Here is a 21,627-nt window from a genome sequence, read left to right on the forward strand (position 1 = left end):
CTGAGTCGTCTTTTATCCGATAACTTGATTCACCCAGAGATCTTTGAGGATATTGGATGTGATAGGGGTATACTTGACAATAAAGCGAATCATAAAGCTGCTGTTGAGCCGCTCCTGAACCATCTCCATCGGCACCGTCGCTAAAATAGTCAGGCACATTCCCAAAACAAAAATAGAGATGCAAACAGCGATGGCTCCGCTAGTCACATTGTACCATTTGGTATCTAGCTTATTGGGGTAGGGAATCAGATTCGCAAAAATCCCAAAAAAGCGCCCAAGTATGTAGACAGCCGTAAAAATAATGAGATAGGCCAAACCAGCATAAAAAACCTGGTCCAACTGAAAGAGCTGGGAGCTAGGGAAAAAATAGGTCGAAGAGCCCTGAGTCGCACTGGCATAAGGCACCCAAAGACTGATAAACTTGGCCAAGCTCTTATAAAAAGCTCCAGCCACCAGCATGGAAACCATGGTCGCAGCGGCATAATAGCCCTGCAGAACAATGCCACGCGAGTAGCCAATATAAAAGCTCCAGGCCAATATTAGTAAAATAATAATAGAAAGCATTATTTCTCCTCTATTTACCCGACTTTTCTCTCAAATCACTGAGCATTTTGTGACGAAAATCTTCTAGTTCTTTTTCTTTGTCATCAAACTCAATCTCTCGACTGAGCTGAGTAGATAGGCTATTGACCGCCAGCAAAATCGCCAGGACTTCATCATCTGCCGCAGGCATCTGCTCTTTGATAGCCTTGTATTTTTCCTTTGCTACCCGTTCTACTTCTTCCATAAAGAGATTATCGTGTTCTGTTGTTAGAGTTAAGGTCTTGTTTCCAAATGTAAATTTATATCGATTCAAATTTGCCATAAAATCACCTCATTGTATTATATCAAAAAAGAAGCCCTTTGTCAGTTATAAAAACACTTGGAACTAGACAGGGACTTTCTTTTTCATCTTTTTTGACATAGCAAACAGCGATGCTTTCCTACAAAATTTTTGTAGGATTTTCAATCTTATGACTTTCGACTTTTCCTTTTTATGGTACAATAGGGGGTATGGAAAGTATCACCCTCAGTCCCAAACAGCAAGAAATTCAGGCTTTTGTTGAGAAATATCAGAGCCAGCTGGCTCCCAGCAAGAACCCGCATATTCAATATTTCTTCCGGCTGGATCAGGCGACGGTCAGTGTATTTAGCTCCGGAAAAGTTCTCTTTCAAGGGGCAAAAGCTGCTCACTACGCTGGCTTTTTTGGCCATCAAGCAGGCAAATCCAGTTATAGTCCTGCTTCTCAGAATTTTGCCCTCATTGGGACGGATGAGGTCGGAAACGGCTCCTACTTTGGAGGTCTAGCCGTCGTAGCTTCTTTCGTCACTCCAGACCAGCACGACTTTCTGAGAAAACTGGGTGTCGGTGATTCTAAAACCTTGAACGATAGCAAGATTCGCCAACTAGCTCCTGTCTTGAAAGAAAAGATTGCTCATCAAGCTCTGCTCCTATCGCCAGAGAAGTACAATGAAGTTATCGCTTCTGGCTACAATGCCGTCTCTGTAAAGGTAGCCCTACATAATCAAGCTATCTACCTACTGCTGCAGAAAGGCATCAATCCCGAAAAAATCGTCATCGATGCCTTTACCAGCCAGCAAAACTACAATAAATACCTAAAGCAGGAAAAGAATCATTTTCCAAATCCGGTAAGTCTGATTGAAAAGGCTGAAGGAAAGTTCCTAGCTGTTGCGGTCAGCTCTATTATCGCTCGCGACCTCTTTCTAGAAAACCTAGAAAACCTCAGCCAAGAGTTAGGCTATACCCTGCCTAGCGGAGCCGGAAGCAAGAGCGATCATGTTGCCAGCCAGATTCTTCAAGCCCACGGAATGGCCGGTCTGCAGCATTCTGCTAAACTCCACTTTAAAAATACTGAAAAAGCACAAAAACTTTTAGAAAGGTAACCTATGAAAAAATCAAATCCTGTCCTCTCATTTCTCAAAGAATGGGGCCTCTTTCTCTTCTTCATCTCTATCATCATCCTATCACGGCTCTTTCTCTGGTCCCCTGTAAAGGTAGATGGCCACTCTATGGACCCTACGCTGGCTAATGGGGAATACCTGCTTGTCCTCAAACATCAGTCTATTGACCGATTTGATATCGTCGTCGCCACTGAGACAGATGATAACGGAACGACCAAGGAGATTGTCAAGCGGGTCATCGGTATGCCGGGTGACACTATTCAGTATGAAAACGATACTCTTTACATCAACGGCAAAAAAACAGACGAACCTTACCTGACGGACTACATCAAGAAATTCAAAGAAGACAAGCTCCAATCCACTTATACTGGGGATGATTATGATGACAATGGTGAGTTTTTCAGGAAACTCGCAGCTCAAGCTCAAGCCTTCACTGTTGACAAAGATGGCAGTCCTGTCTTCACCATCAAGCTTCTGGATGATGAATACCTGCTTCTGGGTGACGACCGTATTGTTTCAAAGGACAGCCGCCAGGTTGGTGCTTTCAAAGCAAAACAAATCCAGGGCGAAGCTAAGTTCCGCTTCTGGCCACTGCTGCCTTTTAAGACCTATTAAGCATACCGAACTCAGCTGAACATCAGCTGGGTTCGTTTTAAAAGAAGAACCTATAAACTATGGAATTTTACTTTTCAGGAACGATTGAACGTATTATTTTTGAAAATCCCAGCAACTTTTTCCGTATCCTACTCTTAGATATTGAGGATACAGATGCCGAGGATTTTGAAGATTTTGAAATCATTGTCACCGGCTCTATGGCAGATGTCATGGAAGGTGAAGATTACACCTTCTGGGGCAGTCTCGTCCAGCACCCCAAATATGGCCAGCAGCTGAAAATTTCTCGCTATGAGCGTGCCAAACCCAGCAGCAAAGGCCTAGTAAAATACTTCTCCAGCGACCATTTCAAGGGCATCGGGGTCAAGACTGCTCAAAAAATCGTCCAACTCTACGGAGAAGATACCGAGGACACCATTGACAAGATTTTAGCAGAGCCGGAAAAGCTGACTCAGATAAACGGCTTAGCAGCTAAGAACCGCGAGGCCTTTGTCGCCAAGCTAAGACTCAACTACGGAACTGAGATGGTACTAGCCAAGCTGGCAGCCTACGGCATTCCCAATAAGCTAGCTTTTCAAATCCAGGATACCTACAAGGAAGAAACGCTGGATATTGTCGAAAAATATCCCTATCAGCTAGTAGAGGATATTCAGGGAATCGGCTTTAAAATTGCTGACCATCTGGCAGAAGAGCTGGGCATCCAAAGTGATGCCCCTGAGCGTTTTCGGGCTGGCCTTGTCCATACCTTGCTGACCCAGTCCATGGAGCGGGGAGATACCTATGTTGAAGCTCGTGATTTACTAGAGCACACCATCGAACTCTTAGAAAGCTCACGTCAAGTGGAGCTGAACCTTAGTCTAGTCGCTGATGAACTGGCCCATCTGATTGAGGAAGATAAGGTCCAAAATGTAGAGACCAAGATTTTTGAAAACAGCCTATTTTTTGCTGAAGAAGGAATAAAAAGCAATCTAGTACGTCTGCTGGAAAAAGGAGAACAAGACTGCTTTGACGCAGATGAAATTACTGCCGCTATCCAGCAAGTGGAGGAGAACTCCGGCATCACCTATGACAGTATCCAAAAAGAAGCTATCCGTCAGGCTATCAATCAGAAGGTCTTTATCCTAACCGGCGGACCGGGTACTGGAAAAACTACCGTTATCAACTGTATCATCGCAGTCTACGCCCAGCTTCGCGGTTTGGATCTGCGAAAGGTCAATGATCTGCCGATTCTGCTGGCAGCTCCGACCGGACGTGCTGCTCGTCGCATGAACGAATTGACTGGTCTTCCTAGCGCTACTATTCACCGCCATTTGGGGATGACTGGCGATGATGATACCAGTCATTTGGATGATTATCTAGATGCTGATTTTATCATTGTAGATGAATTTTCCATGGTGGATACTTGGTTGGCTAATCAACTCCTCAGCAATATCTCCTCTCAGACCAAACTCTTGATTGTCGGAGATGCCGACCAGCTGCCCTCTGTCAGTCCAGGTCAGGTACTGGCGGACTTGCTGCAGATACCGACTATTCCACAGACCAAGCTGGAAACCATCTATCGGCAGAGCGAAGAGTCTACAATCGTTACACTGGCTAGCCAGATTCAGAAGGGTATTTTACCAGCAGATTTTACAGAGAAAAAAGCGGACCGCTCATATTTTGAAGCTAGAAATGAGCACATCCCGCCTATGATTGAGAAAATCGCTAGCGCAGCCATTCGCAGCGGTATCCCAGCTCAAGATGTTCAGGTATTAGCACCTATGTATCGGGGGCCAGCCGGTATCGACCAGATTAACAATCTTATGCAAAATCTCATCAATCCTGTCGAGAAAGATGAGTTGACCTTTGAAGCTCCCGACTGTCAGTATCGCCAAGGAGACAGGGTTATCCACTTGGTCAATGATGCTGAAAGCAATGTCTTCAACGGTGACTTAGGCTATATCAGCGACCTGCTGCCTGCTAAGTACACCGACTCCAAGCAGGACGAGCTGACCATCAACTTTGACGGCAATGAAATCATCTACCCGCGCAGCGAATGGTACAAGATTCGCCTAGCCTACGCCATGAGCATCCACAAGTCTCAGGGCAGTGAATTTCCGGTGGTTATCTTGCCCATCACTAAGAGCAGTCACCGGATGCTGCAGCGCAACCTCATCTACACCGCTATCACCCGCGCCAAGAGCAAGCTGATCCTGCTTGGGGAAAAAGCTGCCTTTAACTATGCCGTCAAAAACACCGGCACCGCCCGCAAAACTTATCTCATCGAGCGCTTTGGAGACCTCCCGCAAGCCGAAAGCAATATCCACAATCCTGTGGATAAAATGAAAACACCTGTGGAAAAATATGTCTTGACAGAAGAAAATTTCCTGAAAATTGACCCCCTAATCGGCCTGACCGAGGAAGATATCCACAGTATATTCAGCACATAAATAAAAAGGCTGGAACAGAATTAAATTTTTTAGTTCTGTCCTATCGCCTTTTTTTATGCCTTATTTTTCCGGCTAAAGAGCTGCAGGAGCTCGTCAGTAAAGATATCCAGACCGACCGAGGTCATCATAAACTGCAGAAAATGGAAACGTTCTGGCAGTTTTTCGGGCTCACTTTCAAAAGCGGTCCCATGCATCCAGAAGTTCACCAGCAGCAGAAAAACTTCTGCAGCCTCTTCCGGATACTGGGTCTGAAGGGAGCCATCTGCCATCCCTTTTTTGATAATGTCACTGACCACAGGGGCGCCTATCCGCAGATTGTCCCGCATCATGGTCAAAATAAAGCCCGCGTCCTTCTCATACTCACCCACAATGCCGTCCGTAGCCCGGGCTGTCTGACTTTCCAGATTGGACTTGAGGATGGTCTGCAGCTGCTCCCTGCCAGTCAGATTTTCCGTAGCCTTGAGCCACTGCTTCATCTCTTCTTCCATCAACTCCTGCCGGCTCCTCATCACCGCCACGACAATCTCATCTTTTGACTTGAAATGATGGTAGATAGCCCCCTTGGAAATGCCTGCCGTCTGGGCGATATCCTGCATACTGGTCTTTTCGGACCCCTTTTGGATAAAGAGCTGGGTTGCTGTATTTAAAATTTTTTCTCTCATGGCCTGGGATTTGTCTTTTCGTTGCGCCATTCTGTTCCCCTTTGTTTCTAATATAGCTTTATTCTACCAAAAAAGCCGGGGAAATACAAAATCATAAAAATATCTTTAAGCCTTGTCTTGCTGATCCCTTTGATACCAAAGATAGATACTGTAAGCCGCCATCAAGATATAGCCTAGGAAAAAGAGCGGATTTTCCGTCCCCTTCCCCAGGAAAATGCCTTCACCAATGGTATTGATGGCCCCGTGGAAAAGAACACAGTAAAGGATGGACTGACTGACCTTGTAAAGAGCCGCCAGCCAGAAACGGGCGAGTAGGCAGGCGGCAGTAAAGACTAGAAAAGAAGTCCCTGCCTGACTGCTGCCGGGGGTAAAGAAGAGGGGCAGATGCCAGACAACCCAGATTAACCCAGTTGTTACAGTCGCTATCGGAAAGGGCAGAAGTCTTTCCAGAGTCGGCTGCAGAAAACCTTGCCAGCCAATCTCTTCATTGCCGCCTGTCAGAAGAGTCGTCATGAGAAAAATCAGGGCAATCCTGAGAAGGCTAAAACCAGGCAGGAGCGGGCTCCAAAAGACTATGGAAAGGGTATAAAGAATTGTCAAAATCAAGAGATGGACCCAAGTCCTTTTTCGGGCCGATCCGATAGAAGCCAAGAGCTCCTTGAACGATTTTCCTAAGACCAGTTTGGCTCCAATGGCCGGGCCAAAAACACCAGCGATGGTTAGGACCTGGGAAATAATAGGAATCCTCAAGAAAGCCGAAGCCAGCCAGGCAGACCAGCTAATGCCAAAAGTCCAGGCCAGAAAGGGCAGGATATGCCTTGTCTCTGGCTCTACATGTGTTTGTGTTTTCATATGATTACTCCTTTTTCTTTGGAAGAAGAGCGATTGCCAAGATTTTTAGCCTGCATCTTTCTGAACTCCTTTCCGGTTGCCCTTCCAATACCACCAGCCGACCAGCAGGGCGGTCATGACCAGATTAGCAGCCTGGAAGCTGAGATACCTTCCGCCATTTGTAGCACTGCCGACAATCGTCGCCTGAGCAAAGTTAATGCAGCCGTGAAAGACCATGCAGGCAAAGACAGAGGCCGTCTGCTTGTAGAGAACCGCCTGACAGAAACAGAGCAAGATACCAAAGGAGAGATAGAAGGGCAAAGAAATCTGACTTTGACTCGTTCCCGGAATCAGCCAGAGGGGCAGATGCCAGGCCACCCAGACCAGAGCCGTGATGACAGTTGCCAGAGGGAAGGAGAATTTTTTCTCCAGAGCCGGCTGCAGGAGGCCCCGCCAGCCCAGCTCTTCATTCCCGCCCCCAGCAAAGGTGACAAAGGTCCAGCCCAGAGGAAACATCAGAATGGCATTGAGTGGCGGTAATACAGGATTGGCGATAAAAAGGGTCAAAACCCGAACCAGACAGAAGACCAGCATGTAAATCCACCAGCCCTTAGCATGAGAAAAGATAAAGTCCAGCATCTTCTTAGGATGAGAAATTTTGAGGCTGATAAAAGTTCCCAAGGTCGGTCCGAAGCCCCCGATGAAATTGAGAGCAAAGCCCAAAGGATCAGCCCCGCTGGTCAGCTTCAGGGCGGTTAAAATATACTGAATCAGCCAGGATCCCCAGGTAATGCCAAAAGTCCAGGCCAGAAAGGGCAGGATATGCCTTGTCTCTGGCTCTACATGTGTTTGTTTGTTCATACGATAACTCCTTATCAAATGTAGAATAGTGAAAAGTCATCCGAAAACTGGACAAAAGCATCCTTTACTTTCAGTCTTTCAGATGATTGCCTGTTTTGAAACGTAGTTTTGTAAAATCCGACCATTCGGTTTGTTTTGTTATAAAAAATAAAGACCTGCGCCAAATAGAAAACGTAGTCTTTTAGTCCTTGCCTAAAATAAAAAGCAAAGATAGACTAAATAATGCTAAAAGCTATGTCAGCACCGTTTAGCTACTGCCTGCTGCTTTTAGTTTCTAAGTTGTCCTGACTCTGATGCTTAAGACATGCTACTTGCTCCTTTCTTGATTTTGCAATCGCCGAATTTGCCAGAGATTGGAGGCAAGACTCAGCCCCCCTACTGCCATAATACCCAGTCCTCGCCAAGGGCTAAAGACAGAAGTCAGCAAGCCACCAGCAAGGACAGCATATCCAGCTTTGACTCCCCACTTAGAATAGCGTATGAGATTCTCACCCTGTGTTATCTTTTCTAGCCACACCTTACGTTTTTCTGCCTGCTGCTGCAAAAACTCTTTCTGACCTTCCCGCTGCCGATCCAGCTCCTGATTAAACTTGAGGATGTGCTCGCTTGTTTTTTCTACTACAGATTTCTTCATTTCTGCTCCTTTCTTTTTAAAAACCGACCAGACGGTTTTTTATTTTATAAACTCAGTATAACAGACACAGAAAACTTTGTCCAGTATTTTTTCAAAAAAGATTATTTTTAGTCAATGAAAATTATCAGACAACTTAGAAACTCGTCACAAGCAACTCTCTCATACTAAAAACTATATCTAAAAAAGCCCGGTAATGAACCAAGCCTTTATCTTTATTCAAACCCCGTCACTGTCAGTCCTAGCAGACGAATACCTCGTGGTTGTTCTTCCAAGCTATCGTAAATCTCATGAGCCGTTCGCTCGATTTGCTCCTTGTCTTGAGTGGCTAGATTCAAACTTTTCCTTTTAGTCAAGGTAGAGAAATCTGCATAGCGGATTTTCAGAACGATGGTTCGTCCTTTCTTATCATGCTTAGTCAGGCTATTTTCTACCTTCTGTGCCAGCAGGGTCAGCTCTTTCTTGATGTCCTCCTCACTATAGAGCAGTTTGGCATAGGTCCGCTCCTTCCCGATCGACTTACGAATACGATTGGATTTGACTGGACTATTACTGATGCCACGCGCTTTACGATAGAGATCAAAACCAAAGCGACCAAACTTATCAATCAGGGTCATTTCTGGTATCTTGAGCAGATCTCCACCAGTATAAACTCCCATTTCATGCAGTTTTTCAACGCTCTTCTTACCAACCCCATGAAATTTGGCAATGTCCATAGGAGCCAGAAAGACCTCTGCTTCCTCAGGCAGAATAACAGTCAGACCATGAGGCTTCTCATAGTCACTGGCAATCTTGGCCAGAAACTTATTATAAGAAACACCTGCCGAAGCCGTCAGTTGCAGCTCATTCCAGATATCGTGCTGAATCAGCTTGGCTATTTTGACTGCAGATTTAATCCCAAGCTTGTTTTCCGTTACATCCAGATAAGCCTCGTCAATGCTCATTGGCTCAATCAAATCCGTATATCGTTTGAAAATCTCTCGGATCTGCAAGCCGACTGCTTGATATTTTTCGTAATTCCCCGAGATAAAAATCCCCTGTGGGCAACGCTCATAGGCTTCCTTGGAGCTCATAGCCGAATGAACTCCGAACTTTCTGGCCTCATAATTGCAGGTGGAGACGACACCACGACCGCCTGTCAAGCGGGGATCGCTGCCGATGATGACCGGATGCCCCTTTAGCTTAGGATTATCCCGCTCTTCCACCGAAGCGAAAAAAGCGTCCATATCAATGTGGATAATCTTCCGAGATGTATCGTTAATCAGTGGAAAAATCAGCATGTCCTCCTCCTTTCTCCTGCCATCAATCTCAGCTTACAAGCTTTCACAAAGTCAGCCCTTTTACTCAAATAAATCTGAAACAGTTTTTCGTTCTTGTAAAAAGTATTTTAAACGTAAGATTCTTCGTCAGCAATTTTTGTATGACATTTTAATTACTTTTATTATAACTTTTTTACCCATTTTTCCAAAATATTTGAAAAGAGTTATGTTTTTCAAATCTATAGTACACATCCGCGACTTTTTACTTTCTGTATTATAAAAGAAAGTCTTTCTTTCTGCCGAAAATGGTTTGTGAAACCGATTACCGTATGATATACTTTACTTATAAATGTAACAGTTTATGTTGCTAGAATAAAGAGGAAAATCAAATGGTTGTAAAAACAGTTGTTGAAGCTCAAGATATTTTTGACAAAGCTTGGGAAGGCTTCAAAGGTGAAGACTGGAAAGAGAAAGCAAGTGTTTCTCGCTTCGTTCAAGCTAACTACACACCTTATGATGGAGATGAAAGCTTCTTGGCAGGTCCTACTGAGCGCTCACTCCACATCAAGAAAATCGTAGAAGAAACAAAAGCTCACTACGAAGAAACTCGTTTCCCAATGGACACTCGTCCAGCATCTATCGCTGATATTGACGCTGGTTACATTGACAAGGACAACGAACTGATTTACGGTATCCAAAACGACGAACTCTTCAAATTGAACTTCATGCCAAAAGGCGGTATCCGCATGGCTGAAACTACTTTGAAAGAAAATGGATACGAACCAGATCCTGCTGTTCATGAAATCTTTACTAAATATGTTACTACAGTAAATGATGGTATCTTCCGTGCTTACACTTCTAACATCCGCCGTGCTCGTCACGCCCACACTGTAACTGGTCTTCCAGATGCTTACTCACGTGGACGTATCATCGGGGTTTACGCACGTCTTGCTCTTTATGGAGCTGACTACCTCATGGCTGAAAAAGTTCGCGACTGGAATGGTTTGACTGATATTGACGAAGAAACAATCCGTCTGCGCGAAGAAATCAACCTGCAATACCAAGCACTTGGTGAAGTTGTAAAATTGGGTGACCTTTACGGAGTTGACGTTCGCCGTCCTGCCTTCGACGTTAAAGAAGCTATCCAATGGACTAACATCGCCTTCATGGCTGTCTGCCGTGTCATCAACGGTGCTGCTACTTCTCTCGGACGTGTGCCTATCGTTCTTGACATCTATGCTGAACGTGACTTGGCTCGCGGTACTTACACTGAATCAGAAATCCAAGAATTTGTTGATGATTTCGTTATGAAGCTTCGTACAGTGAAGTTTGCTCGTACGAAAGCTTACGACCAACTTTACTCTGGTGACCCAACCTTCATCACTACTTCTATGGCTGGTATGGGTAACGATGGCCGTCACCGTGTTACAAAGATGGACTATCGTTTCCTTAACACACTTGACAACATTGGTAACTCTCCAGAGCCAAACTTGACCGTTCTCTGGACTGATAAACTTCCATACTCATTCCGTCGCTACTGTATGCACATGAGCCACAAGCACTCTTCTATCCAATACGAAGGTGTAACAACTATGGCTAAAGACGGCTACGGTGAAATGAGCTGTATCTCTTGCTGTGTGTCTCCACTTGACCCTGAAAACGAAGAACAACGCCACAACATCCAATACTTTGGTGCTCGTGTAAACGTGCTGAAAGCCCTTCTGACAGGTCTCAACGGTGGTTACGACGATGTTCATAAAGACTACAAGGTATTTGACATCGAGCCTATCCGTGACGAAGTTCTTGAATTCGAATCAGTTAAAGCAAACTTTGAAAAATCACTTGACTGGTTGACTGACACTTACGTAGATGCCTTGAACATCATCCACTACATGACTGACAAGTACAACTACGAAGCTGTTCAAATGGCCTTCTTACCAACTTACCAACGCGCTAACATGGGATTCGGTATCTGTGGCTTTGCCAACACTGTTGATACCTTGTCAGCTATCAAGTACGCTACAGTAAAACCAATCCGTGACGAAAATGGCTACATCTACGATTACGAAACAATCGGTGAATACCCACGTTGGGGTGAAGACGATCCTCGTTCAAACGAATTGGCTGAATGGTTGGTTGAAGCTTACACAACTCGTCTGCGCAGCCACAAACTGTATAAGAATGCAGAAGCTACTGTGTCTCTTCTGACTATCACATCTAACGTTGCTTACTCTAAACAAACTGGTAACTCACCAGTTCACAAAGGAGTTTACCTCAACGAAGATGGCAGCGTGAACTTGTCTAAATTGGAATTCTTCTCACCAGGTGCTAACCCATCTAACAAGGCAAAAGGTGGCTGGTTGCAAAACCTTAACTCTCTTGCTAGCTTGGACTTCAGTTACGCAGCTGACGGTATCTCATTGACAACTCAAGTATCACCTCGTGCGCTTGGTAAGACTCACGACGAACAAGTAGACAACTTGGTTACTATCCTGGATGGCTACTTCGAAAACGGTGGTCAGCACGTTAACTTGAACGTCATGGACTTGAAGGACGTTTACGACAAGATTATGTCTGGTGAAGACGTTATCGTTCGTATCTCAGGTTACTGTGTAAACACTAAGTACTTGACTCCAGAGCAAAAAACTGAATTGACTCAACGTGTATTCCACGAAGTACTCTCTATGGACGATGCTTTGAGCTAATAAACGACTGACGACTTACAAACCATTTGAAAGAAGATTGGGGATTTCCAATCTTCTTTTTTGTATTTCAGACTTCAAATGACTACTAACTTGATGAAATTTTTCAGAGGCTTTATGGTATAATGGTTCTATTGCTATACTAGGAAAAGGACTGGGGAAATGACAGAGAAAGGTATCAGGGAAGAAGCCAAAGATTTCAATCTGGCGGTAGATGTTATCATGCTGGCTGGAACACTACTGCTGCAGAGCGGATCCGAGACTTATCGGGTGGAAGACACCATGATTCGTATCGCTCATTCGCAAGGGATTATCGACTGCAACGCCTTAGCAATGCCAGTGGCTATTTTCTTTTCGATTGAAAATACAAACGTCTCACGGATGAAGCGCAATCTCAAGACCAACTACAACATTGAGAAGGTCTGCGATGTCAATCAGGTCTCCCGTCAGTTGGTAACAGGAGAAATCAGACTTCAAGAGGCTTTTGATGAGCTGAATCGCCTCAAAGTTAAGGAGCTCCCCTATAATAACAAGCAGCTGATTGCAGCAGCAACGCTCAGTGCTCCCTTCTTCTCCATCATGTTTGGCGGAAACTTCTACGATGCTTTAGGCGCGGCCATTGCCACCTTCTTTGGCTTTGCTTTCTCTTTGTATGTGGACAAGTATATCCGTATCCCTTTTGTGACAGCTTTTGCTGGTGCCTTTGTCTTTGGACTGCTGGCTCATATCTGGACACGCTATTCTGGTTTTAACTCCACAGATGATTTGATTATTGCGGGTTCTGTCATGCCTTTTGTGCCCGGCATTGCTCTGACCAACTCTGTGCGTGACATCATGACCAACCATATCAACTCTGGGATGAGCAAGCTCTTTGAATCGCTCCTCATCACTCTTGCTCTCGGTGCAGGTACCTCTGTCGCCCTCCTTATTATGAAATAAGCCTATGACAATCTTGACATTCTTACTGCAAGCAGTTGCCAGCCTACTGGCTATCATTACTTTTTTAATCGTTCTAAATGTCCAGCGCAGTATGCTGATTCCCGGTGGAGTACTGGGTATGGCTATTTGGCTACTCTATCTCCTGCTCAAAGGACCGACCAACGTCATCATAGCAACCTTTGTGGCTGCTATCATTGGTTCCTGCGTCAGCCAAATTCTCAGCATCATCTACAAAACGCCCGCTGTTGTTTTTGTTTTGGCCATTCTAGCGCCTTTGGTCCCAGGCTACATTTCCTATCGGACGACTGCCTTCTTTGTCACTGGTGACTACAGCCAGGCTATGATTCACGCCACTCTGGTAGTCATTCTAGCCTTGGTCATCTCAATTGGCATGGCCAGCGGCACCGTCGTACTCAAGCTCTACCACTACTTGAAAAAGCGCCAAACCAAACTCACAGTAAATAAACAGTAGAGTCATCTGCTGTTTTTATTTTGGAAAATACATCTTAAGCCTGATTTAGCTGAGATTAGATGTTTTTTGTAAGAGTTTTATTCCTAAGTATGGTAAAATAGTTTTCGGAATATACTAGAATAAAAGGATTTAAAGAGGTCTTATAATGACAATCGGAATCGACAAAATCGGTTTTGCGACCAGTAATTATGTTTTAAAATTAAATGATTTAGCAGCAGCCCGTGGGACTGACCCAGAAAAGCTTAGCAAGGGGCTCTTGCTCAAGGAACTAAGCATTGCTCCTCTGACCGAGGATATTGTTACCTTGGGAGCGGCGGCAGCAGAACCCATCCTGACAACAGAGGACAAAGAAAAGATTGATATGGTCATCGTGGCCACTGAGTCAGGGATTGACCAGAGCAAGGCGGCAGCCGTTTTTGTCCACGGCCTTTTGGGCATCCAGCCCTTTGCCCGCAGCTTTGAAATCAAGGAAGCCTGCTATGGAGCTACTGCTGCACTGGACTATGCCAAGCTCCATATCGAAAAACATCCAGACAGCAAAGTTTTGGTGTTAGCTAGCGACATTGCCAAGTATGGCATTAACACACCTGGCGAGCCAACCCAGGGAGCGGGAGCTATTTCTATGCTAATTAGCAGCAATCCTCGTATCCTCGCTTTCAATGATGATAATGTAGCTCAGACACGTGATGTCATGGATTTTTGGCGCCCAAATTACTCGACAACTCCTTATGTCAACGGTCTCTATTCAACCCAGCAATATCTGGATAGCTTAAAGACAACTTGGACAGAGTACCAAAAACGCCACAAGCTGGCTCTCAAAGATTTTGCGGCCTACTGCTTCCACCTGCCTTATCCAAAATTGGCCCTTAAAGGCCTCAATAAAATCATGGATAAAAGCCTTCCTCAGGAGCAGCAAGACCAGCTTAGAAAGAACTTTGAAGCCTCTATTCTTTACAGCCAAAAGGTTGGAAATATCTATACAGGCTCCCTCTTCCTAGGCCTCCTGTCCCTTTTAGAAAACTCTGACAACCTCAAGGCTGGCGATCGGATTGCTCTCTTCGGCTATGGCAGCGGAGCTGTCTCTGAAATCTTCAGCGCCAATTTGGTAGAAGGCTATGAAAAGCATCTATCCCAGACACGTCTAGAGGAATTAGACCAGCGTCAGGCTCTTTCCATCCCGGATTATGAGCGCATCTTTTTTGAAGAAGCTGAGCTTGATGCGGAGGGCAATGCCAGCTTCTCTGGCTATGAAGACCAAAGCTTTGCTCTGGCAGAAATTGCAGAGCACCAGCGTAAGTACATCAAAGTTGAGAAATCATCATGAAAGTAAACTGGACTGGATTTTCCAAAAAAACTCCTGCTGAACGGCTGCAGATGTTGAAAGAAAAGGGACTTTTACAAGATGAACATTGGCAGCTGCTAGACAGTCAGCAGACTTTGCCTCTGGAAACAGCCAACCAGATGAGTGAAAATGTACTGGCCACTCTGGCCCTGCCCTACTCTCTGGTGCCAGACTTTCTGGTGGATGGTAAGACCTATCAAGTTCCATTTGTGACAGAAGAGCCATCTGTTGTAGCAGCGGCTAGCTTTGCGGCTAAGATTATCAAACGTTCAGGCGGATTTGAGACCGAGGTTCACAAACGCCAGATGATTGGACAGATTGCCCTTTATCAGGTTGAAAAGATCGACCAAGCCATTAAAGATGTTCTCAGGAAAAAGAAAGAGTTGCTGGAGCAGGCCAACCAAGCCTATCCATCGATCGTTGCCCGTGGGGGCGGAGCTAGAGATCTCTGGCTGGAGCAAAAGGATGACTTCCTCATTTTCTATCTATCTGTGGATACGCAGGAAGCTATGGGAGCCAATATGCTCAACACCATGCTGGAGGCCCTCACCCTTCCTCTGAAAGATCTGACTGGCGGTAAGAGTCTGATGGCTATCCTGTCAAACTATGCAACAGATAGTCTCGTAACAGCCCGCTGTGTCATCGGCTATCGCTTTCTCAGCCGGGATACGGCCGAGGCGGAACTTCTTGCGGATAAAATGCAGCTGGCCAGCAAATTAGCCCAGGTTGACCCTTACCGGGCAGCTACCCACAATAAAGGTATCTTTAATGGTATTGATGCTTTGGTGCTGGCTACTGGAAATGACTGGAGGGCTGTAGAAGCCGGTGCCCATGCCTATGCCAGCCGAGAAGGAAGCTACCGCGGCCTCTCTACTTGGACGGCAGACCCAGACAAACGCCAGCTTCATGGTCAGATGACCCTGCCCATGCCCATTGCAACTAAAGGAGGTTCCATTGGCCTCAATCCCGCAGTGGCAGCCAGCTTTGACTTGCTGGTGCAGCCTCAGGCCAAGGAATTGGCTTCCCTCATCGTTTCAGTCGGATTGGCACAAAACTTCGCCGCCCTCAAAGCCCTAGTCAGCACTGGCATCCAAGCCGGTCATATGAAATTGCAAGCCAAATCTTTAGCATTGCAAGCTGGAGCCCAAGGCGAAGAAATCGCTGCTGTAGCCAGTTGTTTAACAGTCAAGAAGACTTTCAACCTCGCTGCTGCCCAGGAAATACTAGCTGACTTACGAAAACAGGACAAGTAAAAAGGCCATTGATGGCCTTTTTTGTATGTCTTTATGCTATTTATTGAATCTGTTGCTGAGCTTCTTTCAGCCGCCCATAGAGTAGATAGGGTACACTCTTTAATTCTTGCAAGTTTCGGCAGGATAGGGCGCACATGATAAGCCGCAAATCCGATTTCCAGCCTTCTACAATATCAATAACCTCTTCCACTGAGTGATTTTCCACCAAGTCCAACATGGCGCGAGAAAGGCCAACCGACTTGGCTCCTAAGACCAGAGCTTTGATTATGTCTAAAGGATGGCGGACACCTCCACTAGCCAAGAGTTCGACTTCATCACGCAATGGCTGAAGAGCTAGCAGACTTTGCAGAGTAGATTGACCCCAATCATTAAGGTAGTCACGATTGCCACCCCGCTGATTTTCAATATAGGCAAAGCTAGTGCCACCACGGCCGGAAATATCAAAAGTCTGAATCCCCAAGGAGCGCGCTTCTTCAACAGTAGAGCGATCTATGCCAAAGCCAACTTCTTTAAGAATTAGAGGAAGATCCAGCCGCTGACTATAATCTGCCAAGTGCTGGCGCCAAGAACGAAACTCTCGCTCGCCCTCTGGCATCAGCAATTCCTGCATGAGATTGACATGGACCTGCAAAAAGAGGGGATGCAAATCAGCTACTGCCTGCTGGGCGGCTTGAAAAGGCTTGTCCAAGCCGATATTGGTAGCCAGCAATAAATTAGGCCGACCAGTCGCCACCCGATAGGAAGGATCAGAAGGATTTTTCAAGGCTGCACTATAAGAGCCAGTCACAAAAAGAAGGCCACAACTTTCAGCTACTTGAGCCAGTTTTTCATTGATTTGACCACCTTTTTGGCTACCGCCAGTCATGGCATTGATGTAAAAAGGAAACTCCCAGTCACGGCCAGCAAAGTGAGTAGATAGGTCTATCTCTGCCAAATCATACTTGGGCAGAGAACGGTGAACCAGTTCCATTTCATCAAAACTGTTGTAACCCGGACGCTGCTCTAAAGCGTATTTAATATGGTCATCCTTACGATTCTGGCTCATCATGGCCCATCCTTTCTCTGTATAATAGCTCAATGCCAGCTTCTTGCCAGGCTTGAATCAGTTGGTTGCTAGATGCGACATCAAAGCTGAGAGCAATCCCGCAGTCGCCACCACCGGCACCACTGCTCTTAGCCACACAGTTCAGTCCCTCTGCCGCTTCTTTTAAGACTTTCAGCCTGTCTGTATAGATAGCCGGACTGAGTGTTTCTAAGAGCTGACTAGCCTTTTCCATACTAGACTGAATAGCAAGCTTATCTCCTGCTAATAAAGCCTTCTCCAAGGCATCAACCTGCGTCCTACTGCCTGTCAAAAAGGACTCTGAAATAGCTGACTTGACCTGATTGACTAGGTCCTTAGAGATAGCCGGCTGCTTGGTCCAGCCAACTAGAAAATCCATGGCTAAGCAAGGCTTAATACTGCGAATTTCAAAACCCCAATCCTCTGCTAGTAATTGCTGTAAATAAACTTTGCCCATACGCTTGCGGACCAGCTCTCTATCAAAAGACCGGTAGTAAATCAGGTCTTCAAAAGCAATGCAGGCTAGATCTCCCATGGAGCCATTGTCTCCGCGCTTGAGGAGAACGTAAGAAGCCAGCTTAAAGAGTAGTTCTGGCTCTAAGTCTAGCTCATAAAGTGCTGCCATGGCCTTAATGGTCAGAATAACAACACTACCGCTGGAGCCAATCCCGAACTTCTTGCCGTCCCTTTCCATCTTGCCACTAATCTTCAGAGAAAAAGGCTGAAGTTGGTAGCCTAAGACCTGCAAATAATCATTCATAACTGCTACTGTCTCCTGAATCAAGGCATAATCAGGGTCTGGCTCTAGGTTAGCACTATGATTAAACATATCTGATGTCAAGCGATAGGCAGGCGCTGCCTGTATTTCTCCCATCATATAGATAGGAATGGCCTTGATAATGGACGGCTGACCGGTCGTCAGCACTGCATATTCACCCGCCAGATAAAGCTTGCCGCAGGTTTGAACTCTTGCACTAGTCTTCATCTGACAAGTCCTTTGTTTTGGAGACGATAAGCCGGTAGTCCTTCTCAAAAATAGCCACCAGATGGGCTAGGTCTTCCTCCAAGCAGAGCACCTTGACATTTGGCCCCGCATCCATGGTAAAGTAGCAACGCTCGCCCTGGTCCCGCAGCTTTCTGACAGCATCCATAGCTTGGTAAGACTCCTCTGTCAGATAAGAAAACGGCGGATAAGCTTTCTCTGTCGTGGCATGCATCCGGAGAGCATTTTCTTCCGTCAGCTGACCCACCTTGGCAAAATTATTGTCTCGTAAATAGCCTAGCATAGCCTGATAATCCAAGGCAGACTGGGCAATCCAATCTGGGAAAATGGTGGAAGTTTTAGCACAGAGCTCCATACCGTCACGGCTGGAAATGGGCTTTTTCTCATCGTGCAGAACCAACATAATCATGGCTAGCTTCAAATCCGTCTTGACTGGATAAATGGCCCCACTGTCCTTATCCCAGGCCGCTAGCGGACCAAAGAAAGACCGAGCTGATGACCCTGAAGCAAACTTGGCCAGCTGAGCCAGTTCTTCCGTCTGATAGCCTGTCTGAAAATAGGAATTGCAGGCCTTGACTAGGGCTGACAGACCGCTGGAGCTGGAAGACAGGCCCGCTGCTGTCGGCATATTATTGCTGGTATCAACGCGGACAAAACCATCTTCTGGAGAACGAAAACGGTCAATTATCTTACTGATTTTGGCATGTTCTGCCGGGCTTTGCAGCTGACCGTCAATATAAAACTCATCTCCAGTCGCTGAATCCGGCAAAGGACTCAGCTGGGTCTCAGTATACATATTTTCCAGTGTCAGCGAGATACTGCTGGTAGACGGAATCATCTTTTCTGCATCTTTCTTCCCCCAATATTTGACAATTGCAATATTGGCATAGGATTTGACACTTACAGGCTTTCGATCCATGTGTTAATGGCCCCTTTCTCTCTCAATAAGGCGGCTAAGGCCTCCGCCTGACTTCTTTCTCCTACAAGAGCAATGACACAGCCACCCAGACCGCCGCCGCTCATCTTAGCTCCCAAAGCTCCATTTTCAAGAGCTGCCGCTACCAGCTCATCTGCTTTCTGGCAAGAAACCCCTAGCTTGGCTAGCTTCTCATGAGCCTTGGTCATAGCTTGTCCCATTGTCATCAGGTCCTTGATAGAAATAGCCTTCTCAAGGATTTTCGTTAAATTCCCCAATTCCTGCAGCAAAGGCAGAGCCTTTTGGCCCTGACTTTCTACAGCACGGATGGCTTCGCGGGTATGACCGTGAATGCCCGTATCTGCAATGACTAAAAAGGCATCCAGATCCAGCTCTATTTCACTGAAACCGAAATTGCGGATAAACTTAATAGCTACATCGCTAAGGCAGGTCTTGGCATCAAGCCCGCTGGGATTCATATGGGCAATCATCTCTGCCCGATTGGCTAGAATCTCCAGTGTCTGGTCATCCAGTTCTTCCTCAAAGTAGTCAAAGACCGCCCGAATGGCCGCAATACTGACCGCGGCTGAAGAGCCCATCCCTCTCTTCTCAGGGACCATGGACTCCACCTGACAGCGAATCTTAGCTCCCTGCCTGCCTAGATGTTCTAGACAGGCAAAAACAGCCATGGACAGCGTATCTTCAGCGTAGAGGGTCCAGGCCCGCTCAGACGGAAAGACCTGACAGGTCACTTCGATACGATTAAGAGGCAGGGAAATAGCCGGATAGCCATAGACCACCGAATGCTCTCCCATTAAAATAATTTTACTGTGTGCCTTGCCGACACCGATTTTTTTTGTCATAGTCTTCTCTTATCTGTAGATTCTCTCTATCTTATTTTAATATACTTTGGCAAAAAAAGCGATTTTTATTCAGAGAAAATCACTGGGGCTAGAGACCGATATTTATATAGGCACACATGATAAAACCCCGGAGCTTGCAGCCGGAGTCTTTTAAAGTTCTATTCTTATCAGGTCCATCAGCTGGTTCCGATCCAAGATCCATTGAGCCCGCTCGTCTTTTTCATAGGTCCGGTTGGACAGGAAAATAGCCGCCTGTTGCTCCTTGCGATTATACATGATAAAGGTTCCCGTGTAGCCAGTGTGATCCAGCCAATCGTCCTCCAAATTCCAGGCTAAACTGCGCCTTTTACCCGGCTCTTTAGAAAAATTCTGGGTCAGATTTGCCGCAAAGTCATCCTGCAGATAATGCTCCAGAAATATTTCCAAATCCTTGAGAGTGGAAAATAAGCCAGCACTGCCAGCATGGATTCCTAGAACACGCGCCTTAGGGTCATGAACCTGACCATCCTTGACACCGCGAACGGTCGGCACAGCTCCTGGAACTGGCCCAAAACTAGTCTTAGCCAAACCCCAAGGCTGGAAAATCTGACTTTGAAAAATCTGATCCAAGGCCTGACTGTAGATCTCTTCCAACATAAAGCCCAAGAGCAGAAAATTCACATCCGTATAGCGAAAGGTCTTATCTTCAAGCACCGTCAAATGATTAAGCGCTGCTTTCAACTCGGGAGCTGTCAGCTGGTCACGATTGGGAATAAAGGGATCCAGCCCAGATGTGTGGGTCAAAAGCTGACGCAAGGTCACATCTTCTCGACGGAAGACCGGATAGTAATGCTGCAAGGGCAAATCCAGCTCCAGCTTGCCCTGCTCATACAAAAAGGCTGCCAGAGTACCAACTCCGACCACCTTGCTAACGCTAGCCAAGTCATAGACCAAACCAGCTTGAGTAGCCTTTTTTTCTTGCGGATCAGCTAGACCAAAGTAGAATTCCTGCCACCGGCCAGCTTGATACAAGGCCAGACTAGCACCGGGATAGATATAGTCTTTCAGCTGTTCTTGGATTTTACTGATGATTTTTTCTAGAGTCATGCTTCAAACCACAATTCAATCTTGCTAGAATCCTGACTCAGCAAGAACTTATCTGACTTGGGTACAAAGATCTTGCGTCCTTCAAAGACAGGACGCAGCGCAGCGGTTTCTAAACGATTGACCTGAGCTTTGAGCATGGTCAAGTCCCAAGTTAGGGCACTGTCAGTCTGCAAGTCTTGACCCTCTGCTTCTGTAAAGGTCAGAAAATCCAGCGCATTTTCAATCTTGCTGTAAAATTCTTGGGCTGCATTGGCATCGGGCACACGAATTTCTACCGTCTCTATCTCAAATTGGCTAAGACCGATGAAGTCCTCTTGCTTTTCAAAGACAGGAGCCTCCGCCACTTCTTGCAGACTTGCTCTATTCTCTTCTGCATGCAGGAGAACTAGGTCTCCTTCTGGCGACAGGGCTTCAAAAGCATAGCCTTTCTCTCCTTGATACAGCTTTGTCCAAGCAGGCTTTTGAGCCAATAGAGACTCGATTTCTTTAGCATCTGCAACCTTGACAAGGATTCTGGCTAATTTTTTAGGACCTTTGACTCGCCGAGACCGCATGCTGGGTGATTCTTCCAGCTGCAGTTTCTCAGTCTTGGTCTGATCTCCCAAGGACAGAAAAGCAGCTTCCTCTAAAAGGGCCTTCATGCCCAGCTGATTTACAAAAAACTCTTGATTTAAATGACGATTATTGATCTTTAATACAGGGATAATTCTAATAATATGATTCGCGCTCATAATTCCTCCA

At 46.0% G+C, this 21,627-nt stretch carries 21 protein-coding genes; 8 read left to right on the top strand and 13 right to left on the bottom strand.

Annotated elements, in window-relative coordinates:
* Positions 1–12 precede the first annotated feature (12 nt).
* Together FOC72_RS08420 and FOC72_RS08425 are read right to left on the bottom strand one after the other, a co-directional pair.
* Entirely contained in the window at positions 13–564 is a 552-nt protein-coding gene (locus FOC72_RS08420) for a CvpA family protein (RefSeq protein ID WP_002896592.1), read from the bottom strand.
* A 10-nt stretch (positions 565–574) separates the two neighbouring features.
* Entirely contained in the window at positions 575–865 is a 291-nt protein-coding gene (locus tag FOC72_RS08425) for a hypothetical protein (RefSeq protein WP_002896593.1), read from the bottom strand.
* Positions 866–1,053: 188 nt separating this feature from the next.
* Between FOC72_RS08425 and rnhC the strand changes: the two genes are divergently transcribed.
* Genes rnhC through recD2 form a run of 3 tightly spaced genes read left to right on the top strand, consistent with a single transcriptional unit; the run spans position 1,054 to position 5,003 of the window.
* Positions 1,054–1,944 carry a ribonuclease HIII gene (gene rnhC / locus FOC72_RS08430; RefSeq protein ID WP_002896594.1) on the top strand — a complete coding sequence of 297 codons (891 nt, stop codon included), beginning with the start codon at positions 1,054–1,056 and terminating at the stop codon, positions 1,942–1,944.
* A 3-nt stretch (positions 1,945–1,947) separates the two neighbouring features.
* Positions 1,948–2,577: a signal peptidase I gene (gene lepB / locus FOC72_RS08435; RefSeq protein WP_002896595.1), complete on the top strand. Its 630-nt coding sequence runs from the start codon at positions 1,948–1,950 to the stop codon at positions 2,575–2,577.
* A 59-nt stretch (positions 2,578–2,636) separates the two neighbouring features.
* Positions 2,637–5,003: an SF1B family DNA helicase RecD2 gene (gene recD2 / locus FOC72_RS08440; protein ID WP_002896596.1), complete on the top strand. Its 2,367-nt coding sequence runs from the start codon at positions 2,637–2,639 to the stop codon at positions 5,001–5,003.
* A gap of 53 nt (positions 5,004–5,056) precedes the next feature.
* Here recD2 and FOC72_RS08445 read toward each other — a convergent pair whose 3' ends face one another.
* From FOC72_RS08445 to dinB, 5 genes are all read right to left on the bottom strand, one after another.
* Entirely contained in the window at positions 5,057–5,695 is a 639-nt protein-coding gene (locus FOC72_RS08445) for a TetR/AcrR family transcriptional regulator (protein ID WP_002896597.1), read from the bottom strand.
* 75 nt (positions 5,696–5,770) lie between these two features.
* Entirely contained in the window at positions 5,771–6,517 is a 747-nt protein-coding gene (locus FOC72_RS08450; protein ID WP_002896598.1) for a CPBP family intramembrane glutamic endopeptidase, read from the bottom strand.
* 45 nt (positions 6,518–6,562) lie between these two features.
* Positions 6,563–7,357, bottom strand: coding sequence for a CPBP family intramembrane glutamic endopeptidase (locus FOC72_RS08455; RefSeq protein ID WP_002896599.1), 795 nt, complete (start codon positions 7,355–7,357; stop codon positions 6,563–6,565).
* 307 nt (positions 7,358–7,664) lie between these two features.
* On the bottom strand, positions 7,665–7,991 hold the full coding sequence (locus FOC72_RS08460; RefSeq protein ID WP_002896600.1) for a hypothetical protein: 327 nt from the start codon (positions 7,989–7,991) through the stop codon (positions 7,665–7,667).
* Positions 7,992–8,203: 212 nt separating this feature from the next.
* On the bottom strand, positions 8,204–9,268 hold the full coding sequence (gene dinB / locus FOC72_RS08465) for a DNA polymerase IV (RefSeq protein WP_002896601.1): 1,065 nt from the start codon (positions 9,266–9,268) through the stop codon (positions 8,204–8,206).
* A gap of 368 nt (positions 9,269–9,636) precedes the next feature.
* Here dinB and pflB point away from each other — a divergent pair, with 368 nt between their 5' ends.
* The 5 genes from pflB to FOC72_RS08490 all read left to right on the top strand — a co-directional run bounded on the left by pflB (position 9,637) and on the right by FOC72_RS08490 (position 15,955).
* Positions 9,637–11,952, top strand: coding sequence for a formate C-acetyltransferase (gene pflB / locus FOC72_RS08470; RefSeq protein ID WP_002896602.1), 2,316 nt, complete (start codon positions 9,637–9,639; stop codon positions 11,950–11,952).
* Between the two features lie 159 nt (positions 11,953–12,111).
* Positions 12,112–12,888 (top strand): threonine/serine exporter family protein, encoded by a 777-nt coding sequence (locus FOC72_RS08475; RefSeq protein ID WP_002896603.1) that lies wholly within the window; start codon positions 12,112–12,114, stop codon positions 12,886–12,888.
* Between the two features lie 4 nt (positions 12,889–12,892).
* Positions 12,893–13,360, top strand: a complete 468-nt coding sequence (locus tag FOC72_RS08480; RefSeq protein ID WP_002896604.1) for a threonine/serine exporter family protein — start codon at positions 12,893–12,895, stop codon at positions 13,358–13,360.
* A gap of 145 nt (positions 13,361–13,505) precedes the next feature.
* Positions 13,506–14,684, top strand: coding sequence for a hydroxymethylglutaryl-CoA synthase (locus FOC72_RS08485; RefSeq protein WP_002896606.1), 1,179 nt, complete (start codon positions 13,506–13,508; stop codon positions 14,682–14,684).
* Positions 14,681–15,955, top strand: coding sequence for a hydroxymethylglutaryl-CoA reductase, degradative (locus tag FOC72_RS08490; RefSeq protein ID WP_002896608.1), 1,275 nt, complete (start codon positions 14,681–14,683; stop codon positions 15,953–15,955). The genes FOC72_RS08485 and FOC72_RS08490 overlap by 4 nt, the downstream gene beginning before the upstream one ends.
* Positions 15,956–15,995: 40 nt before the next feature.
* Here FOC72_RS08490 and fni read toward each other — a convergent pair whose 3' ends face one another.
* The 6 genes from fni to FOC72_RS08520 all read right to left on the bottom strand — a co-directional run bounded on the left by fni (position 15,996) and on the right by FOC72_RS08520 (position 21,617).
* Complete coding sequence (gene fni / locus FOC72_RS08495) at positions 15,996–17,003, bottom strand: type 2 isopentenyl-diphosphate Delta-isomerase (RefSeq protein ID WP_002896609.1); 1,008 nt, start codon at positions 17,001–17,003, stop codon at positions 15,996–15,998.
* Positions 16,984–18,003, bottom strand: a complete 1,020-nt coding sequence (locus tag FOC72_RS08500) for a phosphomevalonate kinase (protein ID WP_002896610.1) — start codon at positions 18,001–18,003, stop codon at positions 16,984–16,986. The genes fni and FOC72_RS08500 overlap by 20 nt, the downstream gene beginning before the upstream one ends.
* Positions 17,993–18,940, bottom strand: a complete 948-nt coding sequence (gene mvaD / locus FOC72_RS08505) for a diphosphomevalonate decarboxylase (RefSeq protein WP_002896611.1) — start codon at positions 18,938–18,940, stop codon at positions 17,993–17,995. The genes FOC72_RS08500 and mvaD overlap by 11 nt, the downstream gene beginning before the upstream one ends.
* Complete coding sequence (mvk, locus tag FOC72_RS08510) at positions 18,922–19,800, bottom strand: mevalonate kinase (protein WP_002896612.1); 879 nt, start codon at positions 19,798–19,800, stop codon at positions 18,922–18,924. The genes mvaD and mvk overlap by 19 nt, the downstream gene beginning before the upstream one ends.
* Before the next feature lie 150 nt (positions 19,801–19,950).
* A complete protein-coding gene (locus tag FOC72_RS08515; protein WP_002896613.1) occupies positions 19,951–20,886 on the bottom strand; it encodes a serine hydrolase domain-containing protein in 936 nt (311 codons plus the stop codon).
* Entirely contained in the window at positions 20,883–21,617 is a 735-nt protein-coding gene (locus tag FOC72_RS08520) for a CppA N-terminal domain-containing protein (protein WP_002896614.1), read from the bottom strand. Before FOC72_RS08520 ends, FOC72_RS08515 begins: the two co-directional genes overlap by 4 nt.
* Positions 21,618–21,627 lie beyond the last annotated feature (10 nt).

This window comes from Streptococcus sanguinis (assembly GCF_013343115.1).
Lineage (GTDB): Bacteria > Bacillota > Bacilli > Lactobacillales > Streptococcaceae > Streptococcus > Streptococcus sanguinis_H.